Here is a 13,684-nt window from a genome sequence, read left to right as displayed (position 1 = left end):
CCTAACCTAACCCAACCATGGAGGTCTGGAGAACGTGCCTAACCAGTCGCGTCCCAAGGTCAAGAAGTCTCGTGCGCTCGGCATCGCCCTGACGCCGAAGGCTGTCAAGTACTTCGAGTCCCGCCCCTACCCGCCGGGCGAGCACGGCCGTGGCCGCAAGCAGAACTCGGACTACAAGGTCCGTCTGCTCGAGAAGCAGCGTCTGCGCGCCCAGTACGACATCAGCGAGCGCCAGATGGCCCGCGCCTACGACCGCGCCAAGAAGGCCGAAGGCAAGACGGGCGAGGCGCTGGTCGTCGAGCTCGAGCGCCGCCTCGACGCGCTGGTCCTGCGTTCGGGCATCGCCCGCACCATCTACCAGGCCCGCCAGATGGTCGTCCACGGCCACATCCAGGTCAACGGTGGCAAGGTCGACAAGCCGTCGTTCCGCGTCCGTCCCGACGACGTCGTGATGGTCCGCGAGCGCAGCCGCGAGAAGGTCCCGTTCCAGGTCGCCCGTGAGGGTGGCTACGACACGGACGGCGAGACCCCGCGCTACCTCCAGGTGAACCTGAAGGCCCTGGCCTTCCGCCTGGACCGCGACCCGAACCGCAAGGAAATCCCGGTCATCTGCGACGAGCAGCTGGTCGTCGAGTACTACGCCCGCTGATCCGGACGTACCTCGCGGTTTTCTGAGGATTGCAGTACCACGTCGGCCCGTCGGCCCCTCGCTCCTTGCGGAGCGGGGACCGGCGGGTCTTCGCGTAGCACGGGACGGTGTACGGCCCGCGAGACCGCCTCGTCGATCTCCAGCAGCGCGCCCTCGCGCCGGACCCTCTCGTACGGACCGTCGCCCAGCTCCTTGCGGGACCGCTCCTCGCACAGCGCGTGCGGCCCGCTGTAGTGCGCCGAACCGAACAGCGGCAGCCCCACCGAGGGCCAGATCCGCTCGGCGGCACCCTGCAGCAGCGCGGCCTCGGCGGGATCGCCCTCCTCCAGGGTCACCAGCGCCAGCATCTCCAGGGCCAGTACCGATCCGAGCAGATCGTGGAAGGCGTGGTTGACGACGAGGCACTCGGTCAGCAGTTTCCTGGCCTGTTCCGTCCGGCCACGCGTCCACTGCGCGTAACCCAGCACGTACAGCGCATAGGCCATCGCCCAGCGCTCCCCGTGGTCCTCGCAGACGGCCACCACGTCCTCGCAGATCAGAGCGGCCTCGGCCAGATCGCCGCGGAAGGCCACCGCCATCGCCAATTCGACCTGCGCCATCAGCACATTGCTGTTGAGCTCGCCGATCTCCGCGTAACTCTCGATCGCCTGCCGCAGCAACTGCTCGGCGCGTTCCACGTCGTCGGTGACCAGGGCCAGGCATCCGGTCCGGTGCAGTGCGTACGCGGCCGCCGTCGCGTCCCCGGACAGCTCGGCCTCCTCGCGGCACTCCTGCAGGGCGGCGACCGCCGCGGCCGCGTCCCCCTGCAGAACGGCCACGTATCCCAGCACCCACAGCGCCTTGAGCCGCGACGTGTCGCGCTCGGCATCCGCCTCCAGCACATGGGCGAGCCAGTGCCGGCCTTCGGAGAGACGGCCGCAGCCGACCCAGTAGAACCAGAGCGTGCCGGCGAGATACTGCGCCAGGTGTGCGTCGCCGGGAAACTCCAGCGAACACTCCATCGCGGTCCGCAGATTGGGAAGTTCGCAGTCGATACGAGCGGCCACCTCGGCCTGGCGCGGACTGAACCAGTCCAGCTCGCACCAGGTGGCGAGCCCCAGATACCAGTCGCGGTGGCGGCGCCGCAGCCGGTCGGTGTCGCCTGTCGCCGTGAGCCACTCCGCCCCGTACTCCCTGACCGTGTCCAGCATCCGGTAGCGGCGTCCCGCCGGACCGTCCTCGGGCACCACCACGGACTGGGCGAGCAGCTCGCCGAGCACGTCGAGGATCTGCTCGGACGGCAGGCCGGAACCGCCGCAGATGTACTCGACCGCCTCCAGGTCGAACTGCCCGCTGAAGACGGAGAGCCGTGCCCACAGCAGCCGTTGCTCGGACGTGCACAGCTCATGGCTCCAGCCGATCGCCGTGCGCAGCGTCTGGTGGCGCGGCAGCGCGCCCCTGCTGCCCCCGGTCAGCAGCCGGAACCGGTCGTCGAGCCGCTGCAGCAGCTGCTCGACGGAGAGTGTCCTGGCCCGCCCTGCGGCCAGTTCCAGCGCGAGCGGAATCCCGTCGAGGCGCCGGCACAGTTCCGTCACGTGACGGAGGTTGCCGCCCGTCAGGCGGAAGGTGGGCTGCCCGACTGCGGCACGGTCGGCGAAGAGGCGTACGGCATCCGAGTCCGCCATCGGCGCCAGCGGGAACGTGCTCTCGCCGTCGACCTGCAGCGGCCGGCGGCCCACGGCGAGCACGTGCAGTCCCGGGGCGCGGCGCAGCAGTTCGCGTACCAACTCGGCGCAGGAGTCCACGAGCTGCTCGAAGCCGTCCAGTACGAGCAGCAGCCGGCGCTCCTCGAGGTGGGCGATCAGCGCGGCCCGCGGTGTCCTGCTGGTGTGGTCGGTCAGGCCCAGCGCCTGGGCCAGGGCGTGTTCGAGGAGATCGGGGTCACGTACGGAGGACAGCTCCGCCAGCCAGACGCCGTCGCAGTACCGTTCCTGCAGGAGAGCCGCGGCGTGCGAGGCGAAGCGGGTCTTGCCGACCCCGCCGACTCCCACCACGGTGACCAGCCGGGCGTCCTGCAACAGGCGCCCCAGCTCGGCCAGTTCGCTGGTCCGCCCCACGAATCGGTTGAGTTCCGCCGGAAGATTGCCATGTCGCATGAGACACGGAGAGTACTGGGAGGTAAGCATTCCGTACAATCGGATGCCGCAAACCGGTCCCCACGCAGGGCGAATCCGGTAGGGGACCCGAGCCCCGGCGCGATAGGCTCGGGAAACCGAAAATCAACGACCAGAGAGCGGTGCGACGTGTCCGGTGGAGAGGTGGCCGGCCTTCTGGTGGCTGTCTTCTGGGCGATCCTGGTCTCCTTCCTCGCCGTGGTGCTGGTGAGGCTGGCCCAGACGCTCAGGGCGACCACCAAACTGGTGGCGGACGTGACCGACCAGGCCGTACCCCTGCTCGCCGACGCATCGGCGGCCGTGCGCTCCGCGCAGACCCAGCTGGACAAGGTCGACGCCATCGCGTCGGACGTCCAGGAGGTCACCTCGAATGCCTCGGCGCTCTCGACCACGGTCGCCTCCACCTTCGGGGGCCCGCTGGTCAAGGTCGCGGCGTTCGGGTACGGAGTACGCCGGGCGCTGGGACGCAGGGATGCCGCGGAGCCGCAGCGTCCGGGTCGCAGCGTGATCGTCGGCCGCACGGTCCCGGCCGCGCGGCGCAAGAAGCGGAAGGGCTGACCTGCTGATGTTCCGCCGTACGTTCTGGTTCGCCACGGGCGCCGCCGCCGGTGTGTGGGCCACCACCAAGGTCAACCGCAAGATCCGGCAGCTGACCCCCGAGAGCCTCGCCGCGCAGGCGGCCAACAAGGCGCTCGACGCGGGCCACCGGCTCAAGGACTTCGCCCTCGACGTCCGCGCGGGGATGGCCCAGCGCGAGGCCGAACTCGGCGAGGCACTGGGCCTGGACGCCCCGCCGGACCCCGAACTCCCCGCGCAGCGGCGACTCGCTGCCATCGAATACACCAAGCACACGCTCAACTCGTACAACCGGAATGAGGACCACTGATGGAGTCGGCTGAAATTCGCCGCCGCTGGCTGAGCTTCTACGAGGAGCGCGGGCACACCGTCGTGCCTTCGGCGTCGCTCATCGCGGACGACCCGACTCTGCTGCTGGTCCCCGCGGGAATGGTCCCCTTCAAGCCGTACTTCCTCGGCGAGGTCAAGCCGCCCGCGCCGCGCGTCACCAGCGTCCAGAAGTGCGTCCGTACGCCGGACATCGAAGAGGTCGGCAAGACCACCCGCCACGGCACGTTCTTCCAGATGTGCGGCAACTTCTCGTTCGGCGACTACTTCAAGGAAGGCGCCATCGAGTACGCCTGGGAGCTGCTGACCAGCTCCGTGGCGGACGGCGGCTTCGGCCTGGAGCCCGAGAAGCTCTGGATCACCGTCTACCTCGACGACGACGAGGCCGAGCAGATCTGGCGCGACAAGATCGGCGTCCCCGCCGAGCGCATCCAGCGCCTGGGCAAGAAGGACAACTTCTGGTCCATGGGCGTCCCCGGACCCTGCGGACCGTGCTCGGAGATCAACTACGACCGCGGCCCCGAGTTCGGTGTCGAGGGCGGCCCGGCCGTCAACGACGAGCGCTACGTGGAGATCTGGAACCTGGTCTTCATGCAGTACGAGCGCGGCGCCGGTGACGGGAAGGAAGACTTCCCGATCCTCGGCGACCTGCCGTCGAAGAACATCGACACGGGTCTGGGCCTCGAGCGTCTCGCCATGATCCTGCAGGGCGTACAGAACATGTACGAGACCGACACCCTGCGCGTCGTCATGGACAAGGCCACCGAGCTGACGGGCATCCAGTACGGCGCCGAGAAGGGCTCCGACGTCTCGCTGCGCGTCGTCGCCGACCACATCCGCACCTCCGCGATGCTCATCGGCGACGGTGTCACCCCGGGCAACGAGGGCCGCGGTTACGTCCTGCGCCGCATCATGCGCCGCGCGATCCGCAACATGCGCCTCATGGGCGCCACGGGTCCCGTCGTCCAGGACCTCGTCGACGTCGTGATCAACACGATGGGACTGCAGTACCCCGAGCTGATCACCGACCGCAAGCGCATCGAGACCGTCGCGCTCGCCGAAGAGGCCGCCTTCCTCAAGGCGCTCAAGGGCGGCACCAACATCCTCGACACCACAGTCACCGAGACCAAGGCCGCGGGCGGCACGGTCCTCGCCGGCGACAAGGCGTTCCTGCTCCATGACACGTGGGGCTTCCCGATCGACCTCACCCTTGAAATGGCCGCCGAGCAGGGCCTGTCCGTGGACCAGGACGGCTTCCGCCGCCTGATGACCGAGCAGCGCGACCGCGCCAAGGCCGACGCCAAGGCCAAGAAGACCGGCCACGCCGACATGTCCGGCTACCGCGAGATCGCGGACGCCGCGGGCGAGACCGACTTCATCGGATACACCAGCACCCAGGGCGAGTCGACGGTCGTCGGCATCCTGGTCGACGGTGTGCCTTCGCCTGCCGCCACCGAGGGCGACGAGGTCGAAATCGTCCTGGATCGCACCCCGTTCTACGCCGAGGGCGGCGGCCAGGTCGGCGACACCGGCCGCATCCGCCTCGACTCGGGCGCGGTCATCGAGGTACGCGACTGCCAGAAGCCCGTCCCGGGCGTCTACGTCCACCGGGGTGTTGTCCAGGTCGGCGAGGTCACGGTCGGCGCTTCCGCCCAGGCCACCATCGACCTCGTACGCCGCCGGGCCATCGCCCGCGCCCACTCCGCCACGCACCTCACCCACCAGGCGCTGCGCGACGCGCTGGGCCCGACGGCCGCCCAGGCCGGTTCGGAGAACCAGCCCGGCCGCTTCCGCTTCGACTTCGGCTCCCCGGCCGCCGTTCCCGGCACGGTCCTCACGGACGTCGAGCAGAAGATCAACGAGGTCCTCAGCCACGAACTCGACGTGCACGCCGAGGTCATGTCGATCGACGAGGCCAAGAAGCAGGGCGCCATCGCGGAGTTCGGCGAGAAGTACGGCGAGCGCGTGCGCGTCGTGACCATCGGCGACTTCTCCAAGGAGCTGTGCGGCGGTACGCACGTGCACAACACCGCCCAGCTGGGCCTGGTGAAGCTGCTCGGCGAGTCGTCGATCGGCAGCGGAGTGCGCCGCATCGAGGCGCTGGTCGGCGTGGACGCGTACAACTTCCTCGCCCGTGAGCACACGGTCGTCGCCCAGCTCCAGGAGCTGGTCAAGGGTCGCCCCGAGGAGCTTCCGGAGAAGATCTCCTCCATGCTCGGCAAGCTCAAGGACGCCGAGAAGGAGATCGAGAAGTTCCGCGCGGAGAAGGTCCTGCAGGCCGCAGCCGGCCTCGCCGCCGGCGCCCAGGACGTACGGGGCGTCGCCCTCGTCACCGGTCAGGTCCCGGACGGCACGGGCGCCGACGACCTGCGCAGGCTGGTCCTCGACGTACGCGGCCGCATCCCGGGCGACCGCCCTGCCGTGGTCGCGCTCTTCACCACCGCCAACGGCCGGCCGCTCACGGTCATCGCCACCAACGAGGCCGCCCGTGAGCGCGGGCTCAAGGCGGGCGACCTGGTCCGTACGGCCGCCAAGAGCCTCGGCGGCGGCGGTGGCGGCAAGCCGGACGTCGCCCAGGGCGGCGGCCAGAACCCCGAGGCCATCGGCGACGCCGTGGCCGCGGTCGAACGCCTGGTCGGAGAGACCGCCTGATGCGACGAGGCCGCCGCCTTGCGATCGACGTCGGGGACGCCCGGATCGGGGTCGCTTCATGCGACCCCGACGGGGTCCTCGCGACGCCGGTGGAGACCGTGCCGGGACGTGATGTCCCGGCGGCCCACCGGCGGTTGAAGGTCCTGGTCGAGGAGTACGAACCGATCGAGATCGTCGTCGGCCTGCCCCGTTCCCTCAACGGAGGAGAGGGTCCGGCCGCGGCCAAGGTCAGGGCTTTCGCCCAGGTCTTCGCCGCAGCGGTCGCGCCGATCCCGGTCAGGCTGGTCGACGAGAGGATGACCACAGTGACGGCCACTCAAGGGCTGCGCGCCTCGGGCGTAAAGTCCAAAAAGGGTCGTTCTGTCATCGACCAGGCGGCGGCAATCGTCATTCTTCAGAACGCTCTTGAGTCCGAACGGGCGTCAGGTAAAGCTCCGGGCGAGGGCGTCGAAGTGGTTGTCTGATCGCGATACGGTAACGTTCCGCGCCATGCGACAGTGTTCGAACAGCTGCCGCACAGTAAACGAGGCGGACGATCCGGCGGCCTCGCGGCTCTAGGGGACCGATGACTGAGTATGGCCGGGGCGCAGGCTCCGAACCGTGGCATCCCGAAGACCCGTTGTACGGGGACCAGGGATGGGGAGGCCAGCAGGCTGCATCCGGTCAGCAGGATCCGTATGGCGGCGGCCAGCAGCAGCACCCGCAGCAGCAGCCGCAGCAGTACGGGAACCAGCAGAACCAGCAGAGTTACGGAAACCAGCAGTACGGCCAGGACCCGTACCAGCAGGACCCGTATGCCCAGCAGCCGCAACACCCCCAGCAGCCCCAGTACAACGGCGGTTGGGACACCGGCCAGCAAGCGGCGATGCCGTACGGCGCCAACCCTGCCGACCCGTACGGCGCCCAGCAGCCTCACTACGGCGGCGAGAACCCGGACTACTACCGGACCCCCGACGCCTACCCGCCGCCGCAGCCCCCCGGCCGCCGCGAGCCGGAGTGGCAGCCGGAGCCGCCCCCCGCCGAGGAGACCCACCCCTTCTTCACCGGCGCGGACAGCGATGCCCGCGACGACAGGGACGACTACGACGAACCGGACGACGGCGGCCGGGGCGGCAGAGGTGACCGCAGGAGCAAGTCCAAGCCCAAGAAGCGCCGCAGCGGCTGTGCCTGCCTGGTCGTCACCGCCGTCCTGGTGGGCGGTGTCGGTGGCGTCGGCTATTTCGGCTACAACTACTGGCAGAGCCACTTCTCCACCGCGCCGGACTATGAGGGCGTGGGCGCCAACCCCGTACAGGTCGAGGTCCCCAAGGGCACGAGCATCGGCGGGATCGGCCGACTGCTCAAGGAGAAGGGCGTCGTCAAGAGCGTCGACGCCTTCGTCTCCGCGGCCAACAAGGACCCCAAGGGCAAGTTCCTCCAGGCCGGCGTCTACTCGCTGAACCAGCAGATGTCCGCGGCGAACGCGGTCAAGGTGATGGTGGACCCGAACAGCCTCAACTACGTCATGGTCTACCCGGGCGAGCGGTCCAAGAAGATCTACTCCCAGATCGACAGCCACCTCGGGCTGAAGGCGGGCACCACCGCGGGCGTGGCCAAGTCCAAGGTCAAGACCCTCGGACTGCCGGACTGGGCCGACGACAACAAGGACATCAAGGACCCGCTGGAAGGATTCCTCTACCCGGCCAGCTATTCGGTGGCCAAGGGGATGAAGCCGGAGGACGTCCTCAAGAACATGGTCTCCCAGGCCAACGAGGCGTACGGGAACGTGGACCTCAAGGCAGCCGCGAACAAGCTCGGTCTGAAGTCCCCCTTGCAGGTCATCACGGTGGCGAGCCTCGCCCAGGCCGAAGGCATCTCGAATGAGGACTTCAAGAAGATGGCGGCCGTCGTCTACAACCGTCTGAAGCCGACGAACATCAAGACCATGCAGAAGCTCCAGTTCGACTCGTCCTTCAATTACCTGAAGAACGAGAGCAACATCGACATCAGCGACAAGGAGATCAACACCAACCCGGACCCGTACAACACGTACGTGCACAAGGGTCTGCCGCCCGGTCCGATCGGGAACCCCGGCAAGGACGCGCTGGCGGCGACGATCAGCCCGGACAGCGGTGCTTGGCTGTACTTCATCTCCATCGACGGCAAGACGACACAGTTCACCAAGACGTACCCGGACTTCCTGAAGCTCAAGGCCCAGTTCGACGCCAGCCGGAAGAACGGTGGCTGACCCCCGTCGGGCGGCGGTGCTCGGATCGCCCATCGTGCATTCGCTCTCGCCGGTGCTGCACCGGGCCGCGTACGCCGATCTGGGGCTCGGCCACTGGTCGTACGACCGCTTCGAGGTGGACGAGGCCGCGCTCCCCGGCTTCATCGAGGGGCTCGACGCGTCCTGGGCAGGACTCTCCCTGACCATGCCGCTCAAGCGCGCGGTCATCCCGCTGTTGGACGAGATCAGCGAGACGGCGTCCTCCGTGGAGGCGGTCAACACGGTGGTCCTCACCGAGGACGGCCGCCGCCTCGGCGACAACACCGACATCCCCGGCATGATCGCCGCCCTGCGCGAGCGCGGGGTGGAGAAGACGGAGTCGGCCGCGATCCTCGGGGCGGGCGCGACCGCGTCGTCCGCGCTGGCCGCGCTTTCCCGTATCTGCACAGGTCCCGTCACCGCGTACGTACGCAGCACCGCCCGGGCCGCCGAGATGCGCGGCTGGGGCGAGCGTCTGGGTGTCGACATCCGTACGGCCGACTGGTCGGAGGCGGCGCAGGCGTTCGCCGAGCCGCTGGTGATCGCGACCACGCCGGCCGGGACCACCGACGCCCTGGCCGATGCGGTGCCGGACACTCCGGGAACACTCTTCGACGTGCTGTACGACCCCTGGCCCACCGCCCTGGCCGCCCGCTGGTCGGCGCGCGGCGGAGCAGTCGTCGGCGGGCTCGATCTGCTGGTGCACCAGGCGGTGCTCCAGGTCGAGCAGATGACCGGAAAGACCCCGGCGCCCCTCGTGGCCATGCGTACGGCGGGCGAGCGCGCACTGCACGCCGCACCCTGATCTGTCCGGGCAGTGGACACCGGACGGAGCCGCCCTCCGCGGCGTGGGAGGATCGGGGGTGGCGAGTCCGGGTCGCGCACCTGGTCGCGCCGTTGCAGTTCGAGGCGTGAGCAACAAGAGGAGCACCGTTGAGCAGGTTGCGCTGGCTGACCGCGGGGGAGTCGCACGGCCCCGCACTGGTGGCGACGCTGGAGGGTCTTCCCGCCGGCATCCCGATCACCACGGACATGGTGGCGGACGCACTTGCCCGGCGGAGGCTCGGTTATGGCCGCGGCGCCCGGATGAAGTTCGAGAAGGACGAGGTCACCTTCCTCGGCGGTGTCCGGCACGGTCTGACCATGGGCGGTCCGGTGGCCGTGATGGTGGGCAACACCGAGTGGCCCAAGTGGGAGAAGGTCATGTCGGCCGACCCGGTCGACCCCGACGAGCTGGCCAAGCTCGCCCGCAACGCCCCGCTGACCCGGCCGCGCCCCGGCCACGCCGACCTGGCGGGCATGCAGAAGTACGACCTCGAAGAGGCCCGGCCGATCCTGGAGCGCGCCAGCGCCCGGGAGACGGCGGCCCGCGTGGCGCTGGGCACGGTGGCGCGCTCGTACCTCAAGGCGACGACCGGGATCGAGATCGTCAGCCACGTCGTCGAGCTGGCCGCGGCCAAGGCTCCCTACGGAGTCCTGCCCGTCCCCGCCGACGAGGCGAAGCTCGACGAGGACCCGGTGCGCTGCCTGGACGCCGACGCGTCGAAGGCGATGATCGCGGAGATCGACCAGGCGCACAAGGACGGCGACACCCTGGGCGGGGTCGTCGAGGTCCTCGCGTACAACGTGCCGGTGGGCCTCGGCTCGCACGTGCACTGGGACCGGCGACTGGATGCCCGTCTTGCCGGTGCCCTCATGGGGATCCAGGCCATCAAGGGCGTCGAGGTCGGCGACGGCTTCGACCTGGCCCGGGTGCCGGGATCGCAGGCGCACGACGAGATCGTGCCGACCGCGGACGGCGTACGCCGCACGACCGGGCGCTCCGGCGGCACGGAAGGCGGCATGTCCACGGGCGAACTGCTGCGCGTACGGGCCGCGATGAAGCCCATCGCGACCGTGCCCCGCGCGCTCGCCACCATCGACACCGCCACCGGCGAGGTCGCGGCCGCCCACCACCAGCGCTCCGACGTGTGCGCGGTGCCGGCCGCCGGGATCGTGGCCGAGGCCATGGTCGCGCTGGTGCTCGCGGACGCGGTCGCGGAGAAGTTCGGCGGCGACAGCGTCGGGGAGACCCGCCGCAATGTCGAGTCGTACCTGAAGAACCTGCGCATCCGGTGAGCGGCCCGCTGGTGGTCCTCGTCGGGCCGATGGGTGTGGGCAAGTCCACCGTCGGCGCACTGCTCGCAGAGCGGCTCGGTGCGGTCTACCGCGACACTGACGCCGACATCGTGGCCGCCCAGGGACGCGAGATCGCCGAGATCTTCGTCGACGAGGGCGAGCCGCGCTTCCGTGAGCTGGAACGCCTCGCGGTGCACGACGCACTCGCCGGGCACGACGGTGTGCTGGCCCTGGGCGGTGGCGCGATCCTCGACGAGAGCACGCGCGCGCTGCTCGCGGGCCACGCGGTCGTCTATCTCTCGATGGACGTCGACGAGGCGGTCAAGCGCACGGGGCTCAACACCGCGCGCCCGCTGCTCGCCGTCAATCCGCGCCGCCAGTGGCGTGAACTGATGGACGCCCGCCGTTCGTTGTACGCCGAAGTCGCCCGCGCTCAGGTCGCCACCGACGACCGCACCCCCGAAGAGGTCGCACAAGCGGTCCTCGACGCCTTGGAGTTGAAGAACGCATGACGCAGGACGCCCCCACCCGGATCCAGGTCGGCGGCTCGGACGGCGACCCGTACGAGGTGCTGGTCGGCAGGCAGCTCCTGGGCGAGCTGCCCGCGCTCATCGGCGAGCAGGTCCAGCGTGTCGCCGTGCTGCACCCCGAGGCGCTCGCCGAGACCGGTGAGGCGCTGCGCCAGGACCTGGCCGACCAGGGGTACGAGGCCATCGCCATCCAGCTGCCCAACGCGGAGGAGGCCAAGACCGTCGAGGTCGCCGCCTACTGCTGGAAGGCGCTGGGGCAGACCGGCTTCACCCGCAGCGACGTCATCGTCGGCGTCGGCGGCGGAGCCACCACCGACGTGGCCGGGTTCGTCGCGGCGACCTGGCTGCGCGGGGTGCGGTGGATCGCCGTACCGACGACCGTGCTCGGCATGGTGGACGCGGCGGTCGGCGGCAAGACCGGCATCAACACCGCCGAGGGCAAGAACCTCGTCGGCGCCTTCCACCCGCCGGCCGGGGTCATCTGCGACCTGGCCGCCCTGGACTCGCTGCCGGTCAACGACTACGTGTCGGGCCTCGCCGAGATCATCAAGGCCGGCTTCATCGCCGACCCGGCGATCCTGGACCTGATCGAGGAGGACCCGGAGGCGGCCCGTACGCCCGCGGGACCGCACACCGCCGAGCTCATCGAGCGGGCGATCCGGGTCAAGGCCGAGGTCGTCTCCAACGACCTCCGCGAGTCCGGGCTGCGCGAGATCCTCAACTACGGTCACACGCTCGCCCACGCGATCGAGAAGAACGAGCGCTACAAGTGGCGGCACGGCGCGGCCGTCTCGATCGGCATGGTCTTCGCCGCCGAACTCGGCCGCCTCGCGGGCCGTCTCGACGACGCGACCGCGGACCGGCACAGCGCCGTACTGAAGTCGGTCGGTCTGCCGCTGACCTACCGCGGCGACCAGTGGGCCAAGCTCCTGGAGAACATGAAGGTCGACAAGAAGTCGCGCGGCAATCTGCTGCGCTTCATCGTCCTGGACGGCCTCGCCAAGCCCACCGTCCTTGAGGGCCCCGACCCGGCGGTCCTGCTCGCGGCGTACGGCGAGGTCTCCGTATGAGCCGCCAGGTCCTCGTGCTCAACGGGCCGAACCTGGGCCGGCTCGGTTCCCGCGAGCCCGATGTGTACGGGGCGACCTCGTACGCCGGACTCGTCGAGGCGTGCCAGTCGCTGGGCAAGGAGCTCGGCCTCGACGTCGAGGTCCGGGAGACCAACGACGAGGGCGAGTTGATCCGCTGGCTCCACGAGGCGGCGGACGGCGCGATTCCGGTCGTCATCAACCCCGGGGCCTTCACGCACTATTCGTACGGAATGAGGGACGCGGCAGCCCAGCGCACCGCCCCTCTCATCGAGGTGCACATCTCCAACCCGTACACCCGCGAGGAATTCCGCCACAACTCGGTGATCGCAGCCGTCGCCAGCGGCACGGTCGCGGGTTTCGGCATCGGTTCCTACCGGCTCGCCCTGCGTGCCATCGCGGACGAACTCGCAAGCTGAAGCGGCACTTTGAGCCCTCCTCGGCCGTTCACAGGATGACGCCCGGGGAGGGTACCGTTCGGTAGCGACGACCAGTCGCAGTGACGAGACGGAGTGGCACCGGATGCAGCACGCATGGGCGCACGGCACCCGTCCCCAAGCTCTCAACTCCGTTCGAGCAGGGGAGGCCCCATTCCCGGGTCCGCCGCCCCCGCAGGGCCCGCCGCCCGCTCCCGGCTGGGCCGGACCGCCGCCACAGCCCGTGCCGCCCGCGGGCCCGCCCACCCTGGACACCACGGGGCACATCCAGCTCCCGCCGGGCGGCCCCGTGCCGCTGCCCGCACCGCCGCCGGCCACCACGCAGGCGGGCACCGGCGCGATCACCCTCGCCGTGCTGCTCATCGGCCCGGCCGGCGCCGGCAAAACCACCGTCGCCCGCCACTGGGCACAGAGCCGGCGCGTCCCCACCGCCCACATCAGCCTCGACGACGTCCGTGAATGGGTCTGCTCCGGCTTCGCCGACCCCCAGTCCGGCTGGAACGACCACTCCGAGGCCCAGTACCGCCTCGCCCGCCGCACCTGCGGCTTCGCCGCCCGCAACTTCCTCGCCAACGGCATCTCCTGCATCCTCGACGACGCCGTCTTCCCCGACCGCCCGGTGGTCGGTCTCGGCGGCTGGAAGCGCCACGTGGGCCCCGGACTGCTGCCCGTGGTGCTGCTGCCCGGCCTGGAGGTCGTACTGGAGCGCAATGCCGCGCGCAGCGGCAACCGCCGTCTCAGCGACGAGGAAGTCGCCCGCATCCACGGCCGGATGGCCGGGTGGTACGGATCGGGACTGCCCATCATCGACAACTCCGGTTACGACGTGGCGACCACCGCCCAGGTCCTGGACGACGTCCTGGCCCGATCCATCGCGAGCCCGCCCAGCTGGTAGCCGGGACCCCCGGT

General features: G+C 70.0%; 13 protein-coding genes. 12 read left to right on the top strand and 1 reads right to left on the bottom strand.

Going from position 1 to position 13,684, the window contains the following annotated elements:
* Positions 1 to 34: 34 nt before the first annotated feature.
* Complete coding sequence (gene rpsD, locus AB0H78_RS15005) at positions 35 to 649, top strand: 30S ribosomal protein S4 (protein WP_329114394.1); 615 nt, start codon at positions 35 to 37, stop codon at positions 647 to 649.
* Here rpsD and AB0H78_RS15000 read toward each other — a convergent pair.
* Positions 637 to 2,784, bottom strand: a complete 2,148-nt coding sequence (locus tag AB0H78_RS15000; protein ID WP_363234801.1) for an AAA family ATPase — start codon at positions 2,782 to 2,784, stop codon at positions 637 to 639. The genes rpsD and AB0H78_RS15000 overlap by 13 nt on opposite strands.
* 147 nt (positions 2,785 to 2,931) lie before the next feature.
* Here AB0H78_RS15000 and AB0H78_RS14995 point away from each other — a divergent pair, with 147 nt between their 5' ends.
* The 11 genes from AB0H78_RS14995 (at position 2,932) to AB0H78_RS14945 (ending at position 13,670) form a co-directional block, all read left to right on the top strand.
* Entirely contained in the window at positions 2,932 to 3,360 is a 429-nt protein-coding gene (locus AB0H78_RS14995) for a DUF948 domain-containing protein (RefSeq protein ID WP_363234800.1), read from the top strand.
* Between the two features lie 7 nt (positions 3,361 to 3,367).
* A complete protein-coding gene (locus AB0H78_RS14990; RefSeq protein ID WP_363234799.1) occupies positions 3,368 to 3,688 on the top strand; it encodes a DUF6167 family protein in 321 nt (106 codons plus the stop codon).
* On the top strand, positions 3,688 to 6,357 hold the full coding sequence (alaS, locus tag AB0H78_RS14985; protein WP_363234798.1) for an alanine--tRNA ligase: 2,670 nt from the start codon (positions 3,688 to 3,690) through the stop codon (positions 6,355 to 6,357). Before AB0H78_RS14990 ends, alaS begins: the two co-directional genes overlap by 1 nt.
* Positions 6,357 to 6,821 (top strand): Holliday junction resolvase RuvX, encoded by a 465-nt coding sequence (ruvX, locus tag AB0H78_RS14980; protein WP_363234797.1) that lies wholly within the window; start codon positions 6,357 to 6,359, stop codon positions 6,819 to 6,821. Before alaS ends, ruvX begins: the two co-directional genes overlap by 1 nt.
* Before the next feature lie 101 nt (positions 6,822 to 6,922).
* Positions 6,923 to 8,584, top strand: a complete 1,662-nt coding sequence (mltG, locus tag AB0H78_RS14975; protein WP_363234796.1) for an endolytic transglycosylase MltG — start codon at positions 6,923 to 6,925, stop codon at positions 8,582 to 8,584.
* Positions 8,577 to 9,407, top strand: a complete 831-nt coding sequence (locus AB0H78_RS14970; RefSeq protein ID WP_363234795.1) for a shikimate dehydrogenase — start codon at positions 8,577 to 8,579, stop codon at positions 9,405 to 9,407. The genes mltG and AB0H78_RS14970 overlap by 8 nt, the downstream gene beginning before the upstream one ends.
* A 128-nt stretch (positions 9,408 to 9,535) precedes the next feature.
* Complete coding sequence (gene aroC / locus AB0H78_RS14965) at positions 9,536 to 10,720, top strand: chorismate synthase (RefSeq protein WP_363234794.1); 1,185 nt, start codon at positions 9,536 to 9,538, stop codon at positions 10,718 to 10,720.
* A gap of 29 nt (positions 10,721 to 10,749) precedes the next feature.
* Entirely contained in the window at positions 10,750 to 11,232 is a 483-nt protein-coding gene (locus AB0H78_RS14960; protein WP_363235150.1) for a shikimate kinase, read from the top strand.
* On the top strand, positions 11,229 to 12,320 hold the full coding sequence (gene aroB, locus AB0H78_RS14955) for a 3-dehydroquinate synthase (protein ID WP_363234793.1): 1,092 nt from the start codon (positions 11,229 to 11,231) through the stop codon (positions 12,318 to 12,320). The genes AB0H78_RS14960 and aroB overlap by 4 nt, the downstream gene beginning before the upstream one ends.
* The gene (aroQ, locus tag AB0H78_RS14950) at positions 12,317 to 12,757 is read left to right on the top strand and encodes a type II 3-dehydroquinate dehydratase (RefSeq protein ID WP_363234792.1); all 441 of its coding nucleotides are present in this window, start codon (positions 12,317 to 12,319) and stop codon (positions 12,755 to 12,757) included. Before aroB ends, aroQ begins: the two co-directional genes overlap by 4 nt.
* A gap of 103 nt (positions 12,758 to 12,860) precedes the next feature.
* Positions 12,861 to 13,670, top strand: coding sequence for an AAA family ATPase (locus AB0H78_RS14945; protein WP_363234791.1), 810 nt, complete (start codon positions 12,861 to 12,863; stop codon positions 13,668 to 13,670).
* Positions 13,671 to 13,684 lie beyond the last annotated feature (14 nt).

The organism is Streptomyces sp. NPDC050738, from assembly GCF_040654175.1.
GTDB lineage: Bacteria > Actinomycetota > Actinomycetes > Streptomycetales > Streptomycetaceae > Streptomyces.
Note: the sequence above shows the minus strand (reverse complement) of the source record. Positions and strands in the feature narration are given on the sequence as shown.

Coding starts and splice junctions, on each gene's coding strand:
- AB0H78_RS15000 (WP_363234801.1), bottom strand. CDS start 2,784: ATGCGACATGGCAATCTTCCGGCGGAACTCAACCGATTCGTGGGGCGG.
- AB0H78_RS14990 (WP_363234799.1), top strand. CDS start 3,368: ATGTTCCGCCGTACGTTCTGGTTCGCCACGGGCGCCGCCGCCGGTGTG.
- alaS (WP_363234798.1), top strand. CDS start 3,688: ATGGAGTCGGCTGAAATTCGCCGCCGCTGGCTGAGCTTCTACGAGGAG.
- ruvX (WP_363234797.1), top strand. CDS start 6,357: ATGCGACGAGGCCGCCGCCTTGCGATCGACGTCGGGGACGCCCGGATC.
- mltG (WP_363234796.1), top strand. CDS start 6,923: ATGACTGAGTATGGCCGGGGCGCAGGCTCCGAACCGTGGCATCCCGAA.
- AB0H78_RS14960 (WP_363235150.1), top strand. CDS start 10,750: ATGGGTGTGGGCAAGTCCACCGTCGGCGCACTGCTCGCAGAGCGGCTC.
- aroB (WP_363234793.1), top strand. CDS start 11,229: ATGACGCAGGACGCCCCCACCCGGATCCAGGTCGGCGGCTCGGACGGC.
- aroQ (WP_363234792.1), top strand. CDS start 12,317: ATGAGCCGCCAGGTCCTCGTGCTCAACGGGCCGAACCTGGGCCGGCTC.
- AB0H78_RS14945 (WP_363234791.1), top strand. CDS start 12,861: ATGCAGCACGCATGGGCGCACGGCACCCGTCCCCAAGCTCTCAACTCC.